General features: G+C 42.2%; 15 protein-coding genes. 13 read left to right on the top strand and 2 right to left on the bottom strand.

Going from position 1 to position 19,631, the window contains the following annotated elements; translation table 11 throughout:
- Positions 1-61 precede the first annotated feature (61 nt).
- The 4 genes from DQQ10_RS09070 to DQQ10_RS09055 all read left to right on the top strand — a co-directional run bounded on the left by DQQ10_RS09070 (position 62) and on the right by DQQ10_RS09055 (position 9,051).
- On the top strand, positions 62-5,053 hold the full coding sequence (locus DQQ10_RS09070) for a translocation/assembly module TamB domain-containing protein (protein ID WP_112746530.1): 4,992 nt from the start codon (positions 62-64) through the stop codon (positions 5,051-5,053).
- A complete protein-coding gene (tamL, locus tag DQQ10_RS09065) occupies positions 5,034-7,424 on the top strand; it encodes a translocation and assembly module lipoprotein TamL (protein WP_112746529.1) in 2,391 nt (796 codons plus the stop codon). Before DQQ10_RS09070 ends, tamL begins: the two co-directional genes overlap by 20 nt.
- A gap of 35 nt (positions 7,425-7,459) precedes the next feature.
- Complete coding sequence (locus DQQ10_RS09060) at positions 7,460-8,539, top strand: DNA topoisomerase IB (protein ID WP_112746528.1); 1,080 nt, start codon at positions 7,460-7,462, stop codon at positions 8,537-8,539.
- Positions 8,540-8,886: 347 nt separating this feature from the next.
- Positions 8,887-9,051, top strand: a complete 165-nt coding sequence (locus DQQ10_RS09055) for a DUF1328 family protein (RefSeq protein WP_112746527.1) — start codon at positions 8,887-8,889, stop codon at positions 9,049-9,051.
- 51 nt (positions 9,052-9,102) lie between these two features.
- Here DQQ10_RS09055 and DQQ10_RS09050 read toward each other — a convergent pair whose 3' ends face one another.
- Positions 9,103-10,272 carry an AI-2E family transporter gene (locus DQQ10_RS09050; RefSeq protein ID WP_165823864.1) on the bottom strand — a complete coding sequence of 390 codons (1,170 nt, stop codon included), beginning with the start codon at positions 10,270-10,272 and terminating at the stop codon, positions 9,103-9,105.
- Positions 10,273-10,436: 164 nt separating this feature from the next.
- Here DQQ10_RS09050 and DQQ10_RS09045 point away from each other — a divergent pair, with 164 nt between their 5' ends.
- The 6 genes from DQQ10_RS09045 (at position 10,437) to DQQ10_RS09020 (ending at position 13,549) form a co-directional block, all read left to right on the top strand.
- Entirely contained in the window at positions 10,437-11,348 is a 912-nt protein-coding gene (locus DQQ10_RS09045; RefSeq protein WP_112746525.1) for a YihY/virulence factor BrkB family protein, read from the top strand.
- 2 nt (positions 11,349-11,350) lie between these two features.
- On the top strand, positions 11,351-12,184 hold the full coding sequence (locus DQQ10_RS09040) for a glucose 1-dehydrogenase (RefSeq protein WP_112746524.1): 834 nt from the start codon (positions 11,351-11,353) through the stop codon (positions 12,182-12,184).
- A gap of 170 nt (positions 12,185-12,354) precedes the next feature.
- Positions 12,355-12,522: a DUF3606 domain-containing protein gene (locus DQQ10_RS28385; protein ID WP_112746523.1), complete on the top strand. Its 168-nt coding sequence runs from the start codon at positions 12,355-12,357 to the stop codon at positions 12,520-12,522.
- Between the two features lies 1 nt (position 12,523).
- Complete coding sequence (locus DQQ10_RS09030; protein ID WP_133259588.1) at positions 12,524-12,820, top strand: hypothetical protein; 297 nt, start codon at positions 12,524-12,526, stop codon at positions 12,818-12,820.
- Positions 12,821-12,841: 21 nt separating this feature from the next.
- A complete protein-coding gene (locus DQQ10_RS09025) occupies positions 12,842-13,216 on the top strand; it encodes a hypothetical protein (protein WP_112746521.1) in 375 nt (124 codons plus the stop codon).
- 99 nt (positions 13,217-13,315) lie between these two features.
- Complete coding sequence (locus DQQ10_RS09020) at positions 13,316-13,549, top strand: hypothetical protein (RefSeq protein WP_112746520.1); 234 nt, start codon at positions 13,316-13,318, stop codon at positions 13,547-13,549.
- Here DQQ10_RS09020 and DQQ10_RS09015 read toward each other — a convergent pair.
- Entirely contained in the window at positions 13,546-14,925 is a 1,380-nt protein-coding gene (locus DQQ10_RS09015) for a sensor histidine kinase (RefSeq protein ID WP_112746519.1), read from the bottom strand. The genes DQQ10_RS09020 and DQQ10_RS09015 overlap by 4 nt on opposite strands.
- A gap of 175 nt (positions 14,926-15,100) precedes the next feature.
- Here DQQ10_RS09015 and rpoN point away from each other — a divergent pair, with 175 nt between their 5' ends.
- The 3 genes from rpoN to DQQ10_RS09000 are packed head-to-tail and all read left to right on the top strand — an operon-like array spanning position 15,101 to position 19,629.
- The gene (rpoN, locus tag DQQ10_RS09010; protein ID WP_112746518.1) at positions 15,101-16,537 is read left to right on the top strand and encodes an RNA polymerase factor sigma-54; all 1,437 of its coding nucleotides are present in this window, start codon (positions 15,101-15,103) and stop codon (positions 16,535-16,537) included.
- A gap of 27 nt (positions 16,538-16,564) precedes the next feature.
- Complete coding sequence (locus tag DQQ10_RS09005) at positions 16,565-18,058, top strand: sigma-54-dependent transcriptional regulator (protein ID WP_112746517.1); 1,494 nt, start codon at positions 16,565-16,567, stop codon at positions 18,056-18,058.
- A complete protein-coding gene (locus DQQ10_RS09000; protein WP_112746516.1) occupies positions 18,055-19,629 on the top strand; it encodes a sensor histidine kinase in 1,575 nt (524 codons plus the stop codon). Before DQQ10_RS09005 ends, DQQ10_RS09000 begins: the two co-directional genes overlap by 4 nt.
- The last annotated feature ends 2 nt before the right edge of the window (positions 19,630-19,631 follow it).

Raw genomic sequence — 19,631 nt, 5'->3', positions numbered from 1 at the left:
GCATAGCATTGTTAATCGTCCGGCATAGCGCGGGTAATCTTTGCCCCGTGACAAATTCCTCATGGAAAACGGAAGCGTAAAACGGATCTTCATCAAGGTTCTGAAAATAGTTGGTTGGATAAGCTTGTCGATAGTTGCGCTGTTGATTGCAGTTTCTCTTGCTATTCAAATTCCGAGCGTTCAGAACAAGATCGTGCAAAAGGCCGTAACATTTCTGAAAGATAAGATCGGAACCGAGGTCCGCCTTGCTCATATTAGTATAAGCTTTCCAAAGACAATTGTTTTGGATGGACTTTATCTTGAGGATCAATCCAAAGATACATTGTTGTATGTCGGCGAACTGTCGGTTAATACTGACTTGTGGGCGCTTACCCAAAAACGTATTCAGCTAAATGATGTCACTTTTGACACGCTTGCAGGTTTCGTTAACCGAAATAAACGCGACAGTAGTTTTAATTTCGATTACATTGTCAAAGCCTTTGCTGATACAACAGCCGTTCAGGAACCAACGGATACAACGGCCAGTCCCTGGGATTTTTCCATCGGAAATGTAGAACTTAGACATACACGCGTCGTTTATTTTGATCCCATCGCCGGCAATGACCTGAAACTCCAGCTTGGCGAACTTGATCTCGATGTCAATACATTTGATCTAAATCGATCGGTCATCGATGTGAATGAAATTAACCTTTCGAACGTGATTGCTTCATTCGAGCAAACGAAGAATCCATTGACTGATCAAGTAGTTGATTCCGCACAAACGAAAGACGAACCTTTTCCATATGATTTGGGGCTAGCCAGCCTCAATCTTCATAACATCCGTGCTAGTTATGCACACTACGGATCTGGTCAAACGATGAAGTTAAATCTTCGTGATGCTTCCGTCTCTGCTGAAAAATTTGATCTTCGGAATCAAATCATAGCGCTGGATGAAGTTTCTTTGTCTGATGTTTTTCTGATGTATCATCAACAACAGCTTGCGCAAGCGCCAACACAAACTACACTGGCAAAATCTTCAGCGGCTAAACCTAAGCCATGGAATATAAGCGTTGACGAAATAGATCTAGAAAAGAATATTATCCAGTATCACGATTTTAATAAACCGACGCAGGCAGGTGGGATGGATTTTAGTCATCTATGGATAACGGAACTCATGCTTGATGCTGGTGATCTTCAATGGGATGGTGTAAACGCGCGCGGCGTGATTGACAAGCTTTCATTTAAAGACAGAAGTGGATTTAGTTTGACAAACTTTACCAGCGAATTTGCACTCGATGCAAAGTCAATGCGCGTAGAAGATTTTGAGTTTCAAACACCCTACAGCCATGTTGCGCTGACAGCGGAAGTTACCGGCGATTCGATTAGCACCTTAGGAAAAACATACCCCGACGCAAACGTGAACGTAGACGTAGCACGTTCACATCTTTCGTTCAAAGATGTTGCTTTTTTTGCACCGACGCTTTTGAAAGATATTCCTATTAAACTTCCCGCGACGGAACGCGTTACATTCGAACTCGCCTGCGCTGGAAAAGTCAACGACTTGCGTGTTGACCAATTTGTTGTTGAATCATTATCCAATACAAAACTAGATTTAAAGGGGACGGTAGCCGGACTTCCTGAGCCGAAGCAACTTCAAATGAACTTAGATTTAAAGAAGTTGTATACAACGCGGAATGACTTGAAAGCACTCCTTGCAGATACTTTAATTCCTAAATCGATACGTCTTCCTTCTTGGATCAATCTTTCCGGTGATGTAAAAGGTAGTTTAGTCAAACCACAAGTCGCTGCAACGATGACAAGTGATTTTGGCAAGGTTTCGCTGAAGGCAAGATTGAACCTGGATTCTACTGTTACAAAAGAAAATTACTCCGCTACGGTGGACGTTGATCAATTTAATCTCGGTAAACTTTTGTTGCAAGAGAAAACAATTGGCGTTCTTGATTTACAGGCATCAATTCATGGCGCGGGTGTGAAAATAAATGAGCTTGCGGCGGGCGTCGATGTGAAAGTAAATGAATTTGTATATAACAATTATCGCTACAAAGATTTTAAGCTCAATGGAAAAGTAAACCAGTACTTCTTCTCAGGTGAAGCAAAGCTTGCAGATAAAAATTTAGACTTTGTGTTAAAAGGCGATCTCGATTATAACGGCGATGTGCCTTATTACAAGTTAGACTTCGATTTAAAGAATGCAGACCTTCACGCACTTCATTTGACGGAACGTGAACTACGCGCGCGACTTAAATTAGGTGTGGACATGAAGACCACTGATTTCAAAGTGATGAATGGAAATCTTGACATTCGCGAAGTCGCAGTTTATAATGGCAAGACGCTGTATGCAGTTGACTCGCTATTGTTTGCATCACTTGACCAGGAAGGAAGAAGTGAATTGTCAATACGCTCTGATATTATCACTGGTCATTTTAAAGGAACGTTGAACTTGTTCAGTTTACCCGACGCCATTAGCCGACATTTCAATCAATATTTTTCGCTGCATGATACGACTTATAATAAGCCGATAGCACCGCAGAATTTTGAATTTTCACTAGTCTTGAAAAATACAGACTTGCTCACGGAAGTCCTCGTTCCAGATCTTGAACCATTTGTTCCAGGAAAGATTGCGGGGCGGTTCGATAGTAAATCTCACAAGCTCGATCTAACCTTTGGTATTGCAGACCTTCAGTACAGTAACATCAGTGTTGACTCCGTAACGTTGAAGGTTGATTCAGATGAAGATAAACTTTGGTTTAACTTCGGCATTAGAAATGTGTTGATGGATACTTTACAAGTTTCTGCATTGCGTTTTAAAGGTACAGTTGCGAATGATTCGATGCATACCGTGTTCAGTGTATTGGACAAAAAGGAGGAGGATAAATACTTGATTGGTGGAGTAATCAGAAGTTTTGAAAATTCCCTTCGGTTCCGTCTCTTAAACGAAGAACTAAAACTAAACTACGAGGATTGGCAAACGCCGGATGGTAATTATCTCGCATTCGGTAAGACTGGGATTTTACCGCACCAGTTCGAACTTTCTAAGGGAAATGAGAAGCTTGCCGTGAGCCGTACCAATGACAGAGACTCTACGGTGGCGATTGAATTCACGGCGTTTGACCTCGCTAATCTCACGCACTTTGTTGAAGGAACAACGCCCGCGGCAGGAACGATGGATGGCGATGTGAATATTTCAGTTGCAGAGCAAGGCGCTTTTAATTCTTATCTCGTCATTCATGATTTTAATTTGATGGAACAAGAATGGGGAGACCTTGAGCTAGCCTTAGGAAGAACATCTACTGGTCCTTTTAATATTGATGTCCGTGTTGAAGGAGAAAATGCAGAACTAAAAGCGGCTGGGTATATCGTTACGAAGTCGGCGGATCCAGAAATACATTTTCAGGTTGATATCAACAAGTTCAACCTCGGCATAGTAGAACCATTATCGATGGGCCAATTAAAAAATGTGAGTGGTCAATTGCTTGCGAATGTAAAAATTGATGGGAGTACACGGAAGCCGAACATCGATGGCTCGGTCAATTTTAAAGAAGCGAAGTTTATCGTGACATCCTTGAACAATCAATTTGTATTACAGGAAGAATCTATATCTGTAAATCGTGAAGGACTTAGTCTCGATGAGTTTACTATCCGCGATTCGAAGAACAATGAAGCTGTTATAGACGGAACCATTAGCTCGTCGACATTCACAACATTTGATTTGGACCTCACCGTTAACACGGAAGATTTTCAGCTTTTGAATTCAACTATTGACGATAACGACCTTTTCTTTGGCAAAGTAGGATTGAACATGCGCGCACGGATTAAAGGAACGTCTGATCTCCCGCGTGTTACGATGAATGCGAGTCTCACAAAAGAGAGTGATTTTACCTATGTAGTTCCACAGTCGGAAAAAGGGATTTTAGAGCAGCAAGGTATTGTGGTTTTCGTTGACCGCGATGCGAAGCAGGATCCGTTCTTAGCGTCGATAAATCCGCACGACACAGCGTCAACAGGTTTTAAGGGTTTTGAACTGACGGCCAATATCGAGCTTTCGGAGTTCGAGACGTTTAACATTGTGATAGATCCGGTTACTGGAGATAAACTTTCTGTGAATGGAAATTCAACGTTGACCTTGCATATGGATCCCACGGGAGACATGCAGTTGTCGGGCAGATATGAAGTTGTAAAAGGATCTTATGACATGTCGTTTTACAAATTAGTGAAACGTAAGTTCTTGTTGGAGAAAGGTGGAACGATTACGTGGTCAGGTGATCCTTTGAACGCCTTGATGGATCTCCGTGCGATATATGAGGTAGAGACTTCGCCGATGGAACTTGTGTCGAATCAAATTGATCCGAGTAATCAAGCGGAGATGGAAATGTACCGACAGCAACTTCCATTTTTGGTTTATTTACAGATACGCGGAGAATTGCTTACGCCGGAAATCAGTTTTCAACTCGATATGCCTGAACGCGAACGAAACGCATTTGGTGGTAACATCTATGCCAAGATTCAGGACATTAACACCCGAGAGTCAGACTTAAACAAACAAGTGTTTTCCCTGCTCGTATTGAAGCGTTTTATGTCTGATAATCCTTTTGAAAGCCAAGGCGGAGACGTGGCAAGTACTGCACGTAGAAGTGTTAGCAAACTGCTCACCGAACAGCTTAATAGATTATCACAAAATGTAAAGGGCGTCGAGTTGTCTGTCGATGTAAAATCGTATGAAGATTTTTCGTCGGGCAGTGCACAAGGCCAAACCGAATTACAGTTAGGTGTTTCAAAGTCATTGCTAAACGATAGACTCGTGGTAAAGATTTCTGGAAATGTAGATGTTGAAGGAGACGCTTCGCAGCAAAGCGATTTTGCAGATTACATTGGGGATCTGGCGTTGGAATATAAACTCACCGAAGACGGCAGGTTTAGAATTGTTGGGTTCAGAAATAGCAACTACGATATGATCGACGGTGAACTCATCGAAACCGGTGCAGGGCTGATTTATATTAAGGATTATAATTCATTACGCGAATTGTTTAAGGCAAATGTCAAGGAAGAAAACTAACATAGTCGCTAAGGAGAATTTTTGCTGGCATCGCCTCGCGGTAGTGATAATTTCATTCACCATAGTTTCCTGTACTGGTACGAAATATCTGAAAGACGGAGAATCGTTTTATGATGGTTCAGAAATCGTAGTTCATCAACAACAAGGTAAGGTGGGACGGAAGAATACGCTGCGTAAGGAATTGGATACCTATATTACCCCGAAACGAAATACGAAAGTTTTGGGGATGCGTCCTGGCGTTTGGATCTACTACGCAACGGGAACACCAAAAAAGAAGAAGGGACTTCGAAGTTTTTTGAAGCGTAAATTCGGACAAGAGCCGGTCTTGATAGACGACGTTACGCCTGAGCGCACAGCTAAAATTCTGGCTGGATATCTCAATAATGAGGGGTATTTTAAGTCTGACGCAGATGCATCTATTAAAACAAAGGGTACAAAGAGTACGGTTATCTATGATATTAAATTGTATAGGCCATACCGCTTACGGGAAGTACAATATCCGAAAGGAAGAGATAGTACCTATGCTGCCATTTTAAGTACACTGCACGAAGAATCGCTATTGAAACCAAAGCAGCGATATCAACTCGATATGCTTCAAGCGGAACAGGCGCGTATCGAAGCCGTTGTCGAAAATTATGGATTCTACTTTTTCGATGATAAGTATTTAATCTTTGAAGCCGATAGTACCGAAGGCGATCATGAGGTTGACTTGAAACTGCGTTTAGAACCAGGCATTCCGCGCAAAGCGCGGAAAATTTATCGAATGGCTGACGTTAATATTTATCCTAACTATTCGCTTTCACGTGATTCTACTTTACAAAAGGTCGACGTCGTGAAAGTGGATAGTTTCAATTACTTTGACGACGCGAAGATGTTTCGTCCAGAGATCTTAACGCGCGTGGTGAACTTACGGAAAGGCAATGTCTATACGCGCGAAGATCAAGAACTCACGCTAAGTCATTTGATGGGGTTAGGAACATTTAAATTCGTGAACATCAAATTCACAGAGGTGACGGATACTGCGTTACTTCGTGCAGAGATTTTTCTCACCCCTTTAAAGAAAAAATCCATTCGTGTTGAGACGCAAGCTGTTTCGAAGTCGAATAACTTTGTTGGTCCAGGGCTCGAATTTACCTTCCGCAATAGAAATTTCCTTCGCGGAGCAGAGTTGTTTCAGTTGAAGTTGAACTCAGCTTATGAGGTACAGATTAATAGAAACGTGAATCAACCGCTCAATTCATTTGAGCTTGGCATGGAAACAAGCTTGACAGTGCCTCGTTTTATATCGCCAATCAAGATTGATTACTCGTCAAAGCGCTACCTTCCGAAGACTGTCTTTAAGCTTGGATTTAACTTGCAAAATCGCGTCGGTTTTTTCCGACTTAATTCATTCAACGTAGGGTATGGTTACAATTGGAAAGAATCTCTGTCACGCGTACATGAGCTGTATCCAGTAGATCTGAATTTTGTGCGCACGGATAAAAAGTCAGATGCATTTGTTGAACAATTGAGTCGTAATCGCGTGATCGCGAATTCTTTTGAAGATCAATTTATTTTTGGAACGCGTTATTCCTTCACGTTAAATACTCAGTTAACCGAAGAGCAACCGATTGATCGCTTTAGAACACGGCAGATTGCTGAACATAATTTTTATTTCAATGGCAATATTGATGTCGCTGGAAATCTTTTGCATACCATACAAAAAGCGGTTAAAGATGAAGGCGATAGTACGCTAAGAATTTTTGGGTCTCCTTATTCGCAATACATCAAGACGGACGTTGACTTTCGACACTACTGGCAGTTTGACAAGCATAATAAACTTGTTACGCGGGTGGCTATGGGGATCGGAAAAGCATTTGGAAATTCTTCGACCATGCCGTACATAAAACAATTTTCAATCGGTGGTTCTAATAGCATCCGTGCATTTCCCGCGCGCTCACTCGGGCCCGGTACATACAACATTCGTTATGATTCTGTGGCTCTTGGAAATGGGTTATTCATAGACCAACGTGGTGATATTAAACTGGAGGGTAACATTGAGTACAGATTTGATATTATCAAATCGTTCAAGGGGGCCATCTTCGTCGACGCCGGTAATATTTGGCTTCTCGATGCCGAAGACAGTGATAGCCGTGGCGAGAAAGGTAATTTCAAAAGGAATAGATTTTATAATGAGTTTGCAGTAGGAACAGGATTCGGTTTTCGATTTGATTTTAGCTTCTTCGTCCTTCGCCTTGACATAGCCATGCCGTTGCGAAAGCCATTTCTTCCTGAAGGACAACGCTGGGTTGCAAAGGACATCGCACTTGGAAGCTCTGAATGGAGAAAAGATAATTTGATGTTTAACATCGCCATCGGATATCCATTTTAGCATCGCTGGTATCATTTTGTTTCTGCAACGCTTATATGTTGCTGAAGCTCCCACATGACGAAATCGTAAAAATCGAAAAGGATTACGAGAAGATTGCCCGTATCGTTCGCCTCGTTTATGTGAACGACGGAATGCCTGGTATAAGACGCATGAAGAAAGGCAAAGGCTTTCGTTATACATCGTCAGACAAAAAGTCGGTAACTTCAGAGACTTTAACTAGAATCAAAAAACTCGCGATTCCTCCCGCATGGACTTCCGTGTGGATCTGTGCGCTCGACAACGGTCACATTCAAGCGACAGGATTCGATTTGAGAAAACGAAAGCAGTATCGCTACCATTCCCTATGGAACGAAGCACGAAGTGAAACGAAATTTCATAAGTTATTGGAATTTGGAAAGGTACTTCCTGCTATTCGCGCGAAACTGGAGGATGACATTGCGTGTAATAGACTATCGCGTGAGAAGGTACTCGCAACGATAATCAGTTTAATGGAGCGCACGTACATCCGGGTAGGTAACGAAGATTACGAGAAGCTATACGGTTCCTACGGCGTGACCACGTTGAAAGATAATCATGTTGCCATATCAGGGTCCGAAATCAAATTCTCTTTCACCGGCAAGAAGCAGGTTACGCACAACATATCCATTAAAAATAAGCGCCTTGCACGTATTGTGAAGCAATGCAGGGATATTCCTGGAAAAGAACTATTTCAGTATTACGACGAATTGGGCAATAGGCACACCGTTGATTCGGGTATGGTGAATGATTACATTAAAGAAGCGTCAGGAGGAGAATATAGCGCTAAGGATTTTCGAACTTGGGCTGGTACGCTGAACATACTGCGGTCTCTTAAATCATTGGGCGACGCTGTAACAGTTTCAGCCTCTAAAAAGAATGTGATCGCAGCGTTGGATGAAGTCAGTAAAAAACTTGGAAACACCCGAGCTGTTTGTAAGAAGTACTATGTTCATCCCTCAATCATCAAATTGTACGAAGAAAACAATCTTAAAAAATATCTGAAAGAATTAGACAACATCGAGGAACCAGATGAACGAACAGGATTGGCGCATGATGAGAAGGTCTTGATGAAGATCTTAAAATCTCTCCATGCGTAGTATTTGTCCGAAATTGTAGGAACCCGTTTTAAGGAAAGCCTATAAAAAAGGAAAGGCCGTTACTCGTTTGTAACGACCTTTAACCGGAACCCCAATTTACACCTCTACGGATCAACGGTATTTATATGCTCGATATAAATATTTGTCGATTACTGTTCTTACTTAAATAGCGATGCCAGGCATACCATGCATTATTTCTAAGGTTTTAATGTTTCTATGTGGTAAACATTCCCCAAAAAGCGGCGTATAATTTCACACGTTGTGGAGATGTTACATGTTATCTATCTGTATCAAGATTGTTGTAGGTTGGCATGACATTCGGAAACAATTGATAAAACCTTATCATTATGTTACGTTGGACCATCATATTTCTAGTCATCGCCATTGTTGCAGCCATCTTTGGTTTCGGCGGTATAGCAGCAGGCGCTGCTGGAATTGCTAAAATACTTTTCTTTCTTTTTCTAGTGCTCTTTGTTGTTTCATTACTCGCAGGCACTGCAAAAAGAAGTTAGACGCTTTGTTTTTGTTTTTTGGGAAAGCCGTTGCAGCAAGCAGCGGTTTTTTTATTTGTGAACGGTGGTGGCAGAACGCTTACGACGAATTTTTGGACGCTTCTTTTCTAGTTTATCTTTCGTGTCGTCAAGTTGCATTTCTATCGCAGATCGGTTTTGTAGATGTTCGTTGCCGGGCTCGCCTAATACAAAACCATAGGGACTCATACCTGGCACAGCATCAAAAATAATTTTACACATGGCGGTGACGGGAAGTGCTAGAATCAAGCCACTAATACCCCACAATTTTCCAAACAGAATTAACACAAGGATAGCAATCATCGGATTGATACTGATCTTTGATCCAACCACATAAGGTGTGATGATATTGGCCTCCAGTACTTGAATTACCCAGAATACGCCGACGACACCGACCGCATACCAATATGAATCTTTTGTAATCAACGCCATCACGACAGGTAAGAACGAGCCAAAGATAATTCCGATGAACGGCACAACGAGTAAAGCCGAGGCAAGGAAACCAAAGAATGCCGCATATGGGATGCCGAGGATCAATAAGCCAACCGTGTTCAGAATGCCCACAATCAACATGACCACAACCACGCCGGTGAACCAACTTTGAATGATGTCATACATCTTAGAGATGATTTCATCGATGATCTTGTTCTCTGCAGAAAATGCGCGGTGAAAGAATTCGAGCAGGAAGTCTCTGAAATAAAGAAAGAAAAAAACAAAGAGCGGTATAAGCGTCATATCACGCAAGAAATTGGCGACGGCGGTAATAATGGCGGCAACAATCTTACCACCATTCTCTTTTACTTGTGTTACTTGATTTTCGATTTGCTCAACTTGCTCCGATTGTTTAATTCCGAAGTGCGATGATATGTATGCTTGAACGTCTTTCGTTAGCACCTTCAACTTGGTGAGTAGTTGTTCACTTTCACCACCCAGCTCTGCCATTTGTGTTCCTAGAAAGTAGAAGGTTGTGCCGATAAATATGGCTGCGATAAGAATCGATGTTATGGCTGCCAACCCTCTCGGAAAGCGCCAACGCTCTAGTCGACAGGTGAGGGGATAGAGCATCACCGCGAAAATGGTGGAGAAAATCAATGGAACGACTACAGCTTGGAGTTGCGCACTGATGTAGATTAATCCTATAATACAGATGAGCACCGCCGCGAAACGAAAGGGAAATTGATCTTTGAAAAAATCCGTTGACATGATTTTGAATATGTATCTATCAATTGAAATCTTATACCGCTTCCCTGCATGGTTTCTGTCCAAATGTTTCCACAGATTGGCCCTGTACCGAACGACATTTGATGCATAGTGAGGCATCACAGGATGGAGTGTCATTTTAGGTTCTACCGATAGTAAACCTTATCATGATTGCATTCTGGAGAATATTGAAACAAGCTGCGATCGATTTTATCAATGATCACGGAATAAAATTCAGTGCTGCATTGTCTTATTACACCATATTTTCAATGGGCCCAATTCTGATCATCATTATTTCGCTGACTGGAATTTTCTTCGGTCGTGAAGCGGTGCAGGGTAAAGTGTACGAGCAGATAAATCAAGTCGTCGGAAATAGCGCAGCACTACAAATACAGAATATCATACAAAATATTGAGCAATCGCAGTTAAGCACTTCTGGCGCAGTAGTTGGAATTGTGATTTTGTTGGTTGGCGCTACCGGTATATTTACGGAGATTCAAGACTCTATCAATTTTATTTGGTCCATAAAAGCAAAACCCAAAAAGGGCTTTATCAAACTTTTAATCAATAGATTAATTTCATTTTCGCTGATCATCAGTGTTGGATTTCTATTGTTGGTTTCGCTCATTATTAATGCGATGGTTGAACTTTTGCATGATAGGTTGCTCAAGATATTTGATGATGCATCGGTATATATATTTCATGCGATCAACTACGGCATTCTGTTAACAGTAATCACCATATTGTTCGCCATTATTTTCCGCGTGTTACCAGATGCAACCATTCGCTGGAAGGATGCATTGCTGGGGGCATTATTCACGGCTGTACTTTTCTTGATCGGTAAATTCCTGATCGGTTTTTATTTGAGCTGGTCTTCAATTGGTGTAACGTACGGAGCAGCAGCATCTATTGTGTTGATTTTGATTTGGGTATACTACACATCAATCATCGTGTACTTCGGCGCCGAATTCACAAAAGTATATGCCCTGCGACACGGCTCTGGTATTGAACCCAACGACACAGCTGTGTTTATCATCAAACAAGAGTCGAAAGAATTTGTCTACAACGAAACCGACTAACCATGGCGAAAAAGAAGTCTGCACAAAAGAGTATCAAATCCGTCGATAACCACGAGATGACGATTCGTGATCAATATCATAGCGGATTAAAGCTGTTAGACAAGGTAGCGATCATCACAGGCGGCGATAGTGGGATCGGTCGATCGGTAGCGATGCATTACGCGCTTGAGGGCGCGCATGTTGTTATTGTCTATCACAAAAGCGACAACGATGCCCATGAGACGAAAGCGATGGTAGAAAAAGTGAATCAAACCTGCTTGCTATTCAAAGGTGATATTAGCAAAGAAGCATTTTGTAAGCGCGTGGTTCGCGAGACACACAAGAAATTAAAACGTATTGATATTCTCGTTAACAACGCAGGTACGCATGTACCTGCCGACGAGTTACACGAAATCGCCACCAAACAATTTAAGCGTACGTTTGAAGTGAACATGTTTTCGTTTTATTATTTCACGCAAGAGGTATTGAAAAAAATATCTGCTGATGGCTGCATCATTAACACAGCCTCCGTTGTAGCCTTTAGAGGGAGCGAACACCTGATCGACTATGCTGCCACGAAAGGGGCAGTAGTTTCCTTTACAAGATCCTTAGCCAAAAATCTTGCGGCCGATGGAATTCGGGTGAATGCTGTTGCGCCTGGACCGATATGGACTCCGTTGGTGACGGAATCTTTTGATAAAGCTCACTTGAAAACATTTGGAAAAAAAACACCGATGGGAAGAGCCGGATACCCTTACGAAGTTGCACCGGCTTATGTGTTCTTGGCGTCGCAGGATGCTTCCTACATTACAGGGCAAGTCATTCACGTGAATGGCGGGGAAGTAGTCGCCGGATAGTGCTGGCACTGCTTTTGTCAAGAATTTTCTGACTATTATTAGTCATACTTCTTAAAGTGAGTCTGTCTTGAGAAACGACCATTACACACGCGTTGTGTTTAGAAGATGTAAGGGCTCTCGTAAGGGAGCCTTTATTGTTTGTGGCTGGTAAGGAAAGGAGGGTGGTAACAATGAATGAAAAAAGAAGACCTCAGGATATTAGTAGAATCAATGTTCAAGAACAGGAAGAAGTTCGCTGGTGGTGCTCACAACTAAGTTGTAACGAGATGAGACTGAAGAATGCAGTGAAAGCTGTAGGTCAATCTGCCGACGCTGTTCGGAAATACCTGCATCGGTAAAATGCGGAGAACGGTCCTCAATTCGGAGCCCCAACCGTTTATTGACGCTCCTTCGTACCGTGGCACGCTATTTTCTAATGTACATGAAAAGATTTCAATTATGGGATATATCATGTTTATTATGGCTTTCATCATCGGGTATCCGCTATTTATGATTGCTGCATATTTGCTTGGCAAAATGTTGTTTGTCAAGATCGAAGAAGACGAAGAAACTGAAAAACTTCGTACGGAATCTCGAATGATTAGAGAGAATCGACTTCGCTTTAAATTAAAGAAGCAAAGACTGTTACACGCTTAATAGTACAATATTACTATAAATATGAAAGTGGCTGTTGGGGTACTATTTTGTTTGATCAACGCGGCGCTTACATGTAACGCCCAAACCGATCAAATTGTGACGGGTTCTCGAGAAGCAATTTCGCGTGACATAATCGTGTTGAGGGATTCTGTAAACAATACGCTCAACATTCTGCAGAAAAATTCTACAATGGCTGCGGATCAACATCACAGCAAGGTTATTCAAGATTTGACGCAGAATAAGGTTAAATTGGATAAAGCAATTGACGAGATTGTAAATGCGAAAACCTGGAACAAAGAACTCGGTGATCGCACGGTTCATGTTATCGACGATGTGCGAAAAGAATATCGGCGTATAAAAGATGATTTGAAGAGCGATGATTTAAAAGATAATTAATTTATTTCAACCAAACCCGAGAGACCGTCGAACCACCGACGGTCTTTTTTTTATGGTATTGTATTTTTAATCGTAGCGTGTAAAAAACATTTGTCAATTATGAAAAAATATAGCAATCCATACGCTGCCAATACGCAGAAGGGAGAAGATAAGCCCGAGGATCCCCAAAATCTTCATCAAGGTCAAGGACCGGACTTTATTACACAAGATAAAACGGCGCGAAAAAAGAACGACGCACTCGGTGAAACGCCAGAAGGAACAGATTTCGTTGACCACCATAATGTGGGGGAGGGCGATGCCGAACTTCCGCCTGGTGGACGCGATCAAAACTAATCGTTAGGAAAATACAGCGCGAAGGCCGAGCCATGTTCGGGCACACCATGCGCCGACACAAAACCATTGTGGTTGCTCATCACCCGTTTCACGATGGCTAGGCCAACGCCTTTTCCTTCTATCTCCTCGTCGCGATGCAGCCGTTGAAAGATGGAAAATATTTGCTCTGAAAATTGGTTGTCGAATCCTATTCCATTATCGCGATATAGAATTTTCACAAATCCGTTGTGCGCTGTTTTTGATTTTATGGTTTCAAACTCTTCACGATCAATGTCAGACTTTGAGATACTAATTTGTAGCGGCACACCGTGTTGGCTGTATTTGATACTGTTTTCAATCAAACAAGAAAACAACAATTTTACTTGTGTGTCGTATCCAATAATTTTGGGTAGACTTTCCAATTGAATCGTGGTTTGCTTAGCGCGAAGGTTCGTTTGAAAATCTGTCCTCACTTCATCGACAATTGAATTGATATCTACGAGCGACTTTTCCTTCTTCGCAGTGATGAGCGATGTATAAGCCGATACAGTTCCGACAAGATCGCGTGCGCGGATCGAAAGATTTCCAATCTTTGACACCAATTGTTTTCCATCGTCGTCGATAGTGTTACTGTGTTTGATCATAAGACGTTCGCAGAAGATGGCCATTTTACGAAGAGGTTCTTGAAGGTCATGCGACGAGATGTGAGCGATTTGCTCGAGCTCCTGATACGATTGATTCAATGCGACAATTTTTTGCTCAAGGTCTTTTTGGTATTTGAGGCGCCCCGTGTATTCACGTAGAATCACATAAAATGAAATTACAAATGCGATGGCTGTTACACCCATCAAGATTAAAAATAGTCCCGGTGTTACTACTTGGTAAAAATTTTGATTTCTCTCACTAGCCTGCAAATTAAAATTCGCATAGGCATTCATCTCAAGAATTAACTCACGGCATTCATTCATTTTCTTTTTGCCACGCAGTAGAATTGCTTCGAAATCATCGCGATCTAAATTATACAACAGCATACTGTGGCTGATCATGGTTAACCTTTCATTGAACAAAATATTGAGCTGTTGTAATCTGGTTTGTAGTGGAGAATCATTTGGTACCAAGGCGGCAATACGTTTATAGCTTGGACGCAAGCTATCCATGGCTAGGTTGTATGGGCCAAGATATGCGCTGTCACCAGACAGTAGAAAGCCGCGTGATCCAGTCTCAGCGTCTTTCAGATAACTCATTAAGGTGTTCAGTTCGATGATGACTTTATGGGTGTTTTCGACTTGATCGGTGTACTTAATCAAGGCTCGAAAACGCTGAGTGTAAATGATCGATAAGCCGACCAGAATGGCCAACGATGCGATGAAAACAATGTATGCTATGGAAATCCGCATGTGTTTTAATTCCTCAAAGTGGGGAAAATGTTGCTCAAAAGATCTAATTTTAATGTGTGGAAAATTTCAGTGAAATTTGTCAATGTGTTAATTATCAGTTTGTTACATACATCCGAAATTTTTGGTTCTTAGGTTGTTGTATGGCTGGTGCATAAACCTCAAAACCAGCCTATTTATGCTATACCAAAATATTACCCAGAAGCAACAACTGAAGATTCATCCACAGCAATTACAGATGCTTCATTTGTTCCATCTAAATACGATAGAACTTGAACAAAGAATACAAAACGAGCTAGAAGATAATCCGCTTATCGAGCAAAATACTGATCCAGATTTAGCGACGTCGAAAAACGACAAAGAAGATATTCAAGATTATCAGGATTGGGATGAATTCGCTTACGACGATTCTCCAAGCTATCACGCAAAGTATTCGCAGCAAGAGCAGATGCCTGAGAAACCTATTGTTGAATCTATCGACTTTAGAACGGAAGCTTTAACGCAGTTGAGCTGGCTGCAACTCCCCGTCGATGAAGCAGAGCTGGCAGAGTTCATCATTCATAGCTTGAACGAAGAAGGTTTCCTCGAGGGTAATGCAGAGACGGTCGCCGATGATTATTCGATGAAGCGTCTCAAGATTGTCGACGCCGTGATGGTCGATAAGGTTATCAAGCTGGTACAATCATTCGAACCGGTGGGACTCGCCGCTACTTCTATCCAAGAATGTTTAGCGATTCAATTGAAGCGTATGGACACGAAACGTCCAGACGTAAAGTACGCGATACGTTTTATGGAAGAGTTCTATCAAGATCTTAAAGCCCGTAATTTCAATCGCATCATGGATGTGTTGAACATCGATGAAGAAGATATTAAAATAATTCTTGACCTACTTGGTACATTGAAGTTAAAGCCTGTTCCAAAAGGTGATAGTACGCCTGTACAGTACGATACAATCATCCCTGATTTTATTGTAACGCAAGAGGATGAGACGCTTCATGTTTCCTTGTATAAGGAAAAAGCTTCTTCGCTTAAAATCAGCAATTCCTGGAAAGCGAAGGTTAAAAACATGGAGAAAGGTCAGGGAACAGGTGATCAAGCAACATCAAAATATCTTTCCAATAAATTGAACGCAGCAGAATGGTTCGTGAATGCGATCAAACAACGCGAATCGACCATGTTGAAAGTAATGAAAGCAATCGTGAAAGTTCAGTTTGATTATTTCAACACCGGTGACGAGCTGCAAATCAAACCAATGATTCTGAAAAATATTGCTGACATGGTTGGTGTAGATATCTCAACAGTATCGCGCATTACCTGCAATAAATATGTTCAAACGCCATCAGGGAATGTGCTTATAAAAAATCTCTTCAATGAAGGTATTGCCAACCAAGAAGGTGTGGCGGTGAGTGTGAGAAAAGTGCAGGAGACCATTCAGCAGGTGATCCAGGAAGAAGATAAGACGTCACCATATTCCGATCAGCAGATTGCAGAACTTTTAGCACGCAAAGGCTTCAAGATCGCGAGACGTACCGTGGCAAAATATCGCGATGAACTTCGCATTCCTGCGGCACAAATGAGATGGAACACAATTCACCACCGCAGCGCTGCGGCATAACTTACGTAATCCGACTAACATTCCAATATGGCAAAAATTCTGATTGTTGATGACGAGAAAGACCTGTGCCTTGTCCTCAATCGTTTTCTCTCTAAACATGGCTTCCAAGTAATTGAAGCTAACAAGGGAAAAAAAGCACTGGAGCTCTTGAGTGAAGATGCTCCAGACTTGATCCTTTGCGACTTTAAACTTGATGACATGGATGGTACCTCTGTGTTGAAGGCTATCAAGGAAGTCAATCCGTCGATCCCCGTCATTATCATCACGGGTTACAGTAATATTAAAACTGCAGTAGAAGTAATGCGTTTGGGTGCGGTCGATTATGTTACAAAACCACTTATCCCAGATGAAATTTTAATGACAATCAGACGGGCTCTCGAAGGTGGTAAAAATGGTGACGCTGCTGTAACGACGCATGGGACCAATGGTTCTGCCGACGTAAAACATAACAATACAACAAAGCGCGTAGCAGGAAAAGCCGATCCATACATTTTCGGTGACAGCCCTTACTTTAAAAATATTTTAAAGCAGATCGACCTCGTCGCACCGACAAATTATAGTGTGATTATCTACGGCGAAAGTGGTAGCGGTAAGGAAGCGATTGCGCAGGAGATACATAAACGAAGCAAACGTCATAACAAACCTTTCGTAGCAATTGACTGCGGTGTGTTGTCGAAAGAATTGGCGGGTAGTGAATTGTTTGGTCATGAGAAAGGTGCCTTTACCGGGGCGCTTAACCAAAAAATCGGAAGCTTCGAGATCGCCAATGAAGGTACGATCTTCTTGGATGAAATTGCGAACTTGTCATACGATGTTCAAATTTCTCTTCTCCGTGTTGTGCAGGAGAGAAAAATGCGACGTGTGGGCGGTACAAAAGACATTGATTTAGATGTGCGTATCATTGTGGCGAGTAACGAAAAACTTTGGGATACTTCCGGTAGAGGAAAACTTCGTGAAGATTTATATCATCGCTTTAACGAATTTACAATCAACGTTGCGCCATTGCGCGAGCGTCAAGGCGATATCATGGTTTTTGCGAGCCACTTCCTGAAGTTGGCCAATAACGAACTCAATAAGAATATAACAGGCTTCCATCCAGAGGTTGAGAAAACTTTCCGAAACTACGTATGGTACGGAAACCTGCGCGAACTTAAAAACGTGGTGAAGCGTGCCACGCTGTTGTGTGACGAAGACGTTATCGATGTGAAAAGCATTCCTTTCGAATTATCGAACTTCAGCAAATTGCAATTCGAACCTGCGAGTGAGCCCGTTGCTGTAAGAGAAGCGCAGGAGGAACCACAGCAGCAGAATATGCCTGTGAAAAAGATGCCGTTTAAAGAACCCTCATTAAAAAGCGTTGGATTGGACGCCGAGTATGAGGTAATTCTAGAGGCGCTCAAAAAAGTGAACTTCAACAAGAGCAAAGCAGCAAAGGTGTTGCAAATAGATCGAAAGACGCTTTACAATAAAATCAAGCAATATCACGAGCTTAAGGGCGAACCTTATGAGCCTGAATTATGAGTGGTCAAATTGACGATCTCAAAAAAATATCTGACGCCGACCCCGTAGGAATTTCTGCTGTGGATAAAATCCAAGATTTTTATCCCGCAATTGTTTACACCTATGATGTAAAAAGGCAAAAGATCAAGTTCATTAATCAAAAAGTTAGTGACTTGTTGGGCTATTCTATAAAAGATGCCAATGGGCTTCCAGATTCGCTGCTGAACATTGTTTATCAAGACGATGCTACGTTAGTTCAAGCGGCGTTGGAAAAGTTCTGTGCACTAACGGAAGGGAAATCACACGCTTTCGACGCACGCCTAAATCATAAGGAAGGATCTTGGCGGTATTTCAGAACAACCGGTAACGTAATAAAGCGTGATGCTGAGGGGGCACCCGAGGTGGTGTTGTGTATCGCGCAAGAGGTGACCGACGAAATGAAAGGCCAGGAAGAGGTTCGTGCCACACGCGCGTTAATCGAAGGCACCGAAAGCCTGCTTCAATTTGGCAGCTGGCGATGGGACGTGAACAGCTGGGATATCGTTGCAACGGACGGGCTATTGCGCCTGTTAGGATATTCAGAAGCCGATAAAGTTTCGCTCAATGGGAACATTTACCTTAGCCATGTTATCGAGGAACAGCGTGAAAAATTTAAGGAAGTTATTCTCCGGGCGATAGCCGATAATTCTGAATTCGAGTTCGAATACATTTTGCGTACACGTGATGGTGCGCAGAAAGTGGTTTCGTCGAAAGGAAAGGTTATTACTGACACCACCGGCAGAGCGCTTCACATTCTTGGGATCACGCGAGATGTCACGCAGGTAAAAGGATTTGAAAAAGAAAGAGACCGGAATATCAGGGAACTCAATCGGTCTAATCGCGACCTTGAAGAATTTGCATACATCGCATCACACGATTTACAGGAACCACTTCGAAAGATTTCCACTTTCGGTGAGCGCTTGAAAACGCAGTATGGTTCATCGTTCGATAAGGATGCATCTTTGTACTTAAATCGAATTCTTGTTTCCACCGAAAACATGCGGATGCTTATCGATAGCTTACTAGAATTCTCGCGTATGACAAGGAGTTCACGTGCTTATGTGCCGTGCGATCTGAACAGCGTGTTACAAGATGTAGGATCAGACCAGGAACTTAAAATCGAAGAGACGCATACAACGATTGTACGTGAATCTTTACCAACCATTGATGCAGTGCCGTTGGAGATGCGACAATTGTTCAACAATCTCGTTAGCAACTCTCTGAAATTTCGAAGGAAAGACGTCGCGCCAATAATCCGTATAACGGGGTCGGTATTAAACGACGCCGATAAAATGAAATATGGCATCGCGCTCGATCGAAAATTTTATCGTGTAGAATTCTCCGACAATGGTATTGGCTTTGAGCAAGAGTACGCGGAAAAAATATTTCAAATCTTTCAGCGCTTGCATGGCAAAGCGGAATATCCTGGTGCAGGCATAGGCCTGTCCATTTGTAAGAAAATTGTTGACAACCACGAAGGTATCATTTACGCCACCAGCGATGGAAATGGTTCCACCTTTAGCATACTTCTCCCGCAAAAACAATATTTTTGATC

This window comes from Pseudochryseolinea flava, assembly GCF_003286915.1.
In the GTDB taxonomy this organism is placed as follows: Bacteria; Bacteroidota; Bacteroidia; order Cytophagales; family Cyclobacteriaceae; genus Ohtaekwangia; species Ohtaekwangia flava.
Note: the sequence above shows the minus strand (reverse complement) of the source record. Positions and strands in the feature narration are given on the sequence as shown.

What these genes read in the sequence shown, in the direction of transcription:
- DQQ10_RS09070 (WP_112746530.1), top strand. Translation starts at nt 62, where the DNA reads ATGGAAAACGGAAGCGTAAAACGGATCTTCATCAAGGTTCTGAAAATA.
- tamL (WP_112746529.1), top strand. Translation starts at nt 5,034, where the DNA reads ATGTCAAGGAAGAAAACTAACATAGTCGCTAAGGAGAATTTTTGCTGG.
- DQQ10_RS09060 (WP_112746528.1), top strand. Translation starts at nt 7,460, where the DNA reads ATGTTGCTGAAGCTCCCACATGACGAAATCGTAAAAATCGAAAAGGAT.
- DQQ10_RS09055 (WP_112746527.1), top strand. Translation starts at nt 8,887, where the DNA reads ATGTTACGTTGGACCATCATATTTCTAGTCATCGCCATTGTTGCAGCC.
- DQQ10_RS09050 (WP_165823864.1), bottom strand. Translation starts at nt 10,272, where the DNA reads ATGTCAACGGATTTTTTCAAAGATCAATTTCCCTTTCGTTTCGCGGCG.
- DQQ10_RS09045 (WP_112746525.1), top strand. Translation starts at nt 10,437, where the DNA reads ATGATTGCATTCTGGAGAATATTGAAACAAGCTGCGATCGATTTTATC.
- DQQ10_RS09040 (WP_112746524.1), top strand. Translation starts at nt 11,351, where the DNA reads ATGGCGAAAAAGAAGTCTGCACAAAAGAGTATCAAATCCGTCGATAAC.
- DQQ10_RS28385 (WP_112746523.1), top strand. Translation starts at nt 12,355, where the DNA reads ATGAATGAAAAAAGAAGACCTCAGGATATTAGTAGAATCAATGTTCAA.
- DQQ10_RS09030 (WP_133259588.1), top strand. Translation starts at nt 12,524, where the DNA reads ATGCGGAGAACGGTCCTCAATTCGGAGCCCCAACCGTTTATTGACGCT.
- DQQ10_RS09025 (WP_112746521.1), top strand. Translation starts at nt 12,842, where the DNA reads ATGAAAGTGGCTGTTGGGGTACTATTTTGTTTGATCAACGCGGCGCTT.
- DQQ10_RS09020 (WP_112746520.1), top strand. Translation starts at nt 13,316, where the DNA reads ATGAAAAAATATAGCAATCCATACGCTGCCAATACGCAGAAGGGAGAA.
- DQQ10_RS09015 (WP_112746519.1), bottom strand. Translation starts at nt 14,925, where the DNA reads ATGCGGATTTCCATAGCATACATTGTTTTCATCGCATCGTTGGCCATT.
- rpoN (WP_112746518.1), top strand. Translation starts at nt 15,101, where the DNA reads ATGCTATACCAAAATATTACCCAGAAGCAACAACTGAAGATTCATCCA.
- DQQ10_RS09005 (WP_112746517.1), top strand. Translation starts at nt 16,565, where the DNA reads ATGGCAAAAATTCTGATTGTTGATGACGAGAAAGACCTGTGCCTTGTC.
- DQQ10_RS09000 (WP_112746516.1), top strand. Translation starts at nt 18,055, where the DNA reads ATGAGTGGTCAAATTGACGATCTCAAAAAAATATCTGACGCCGACCCC.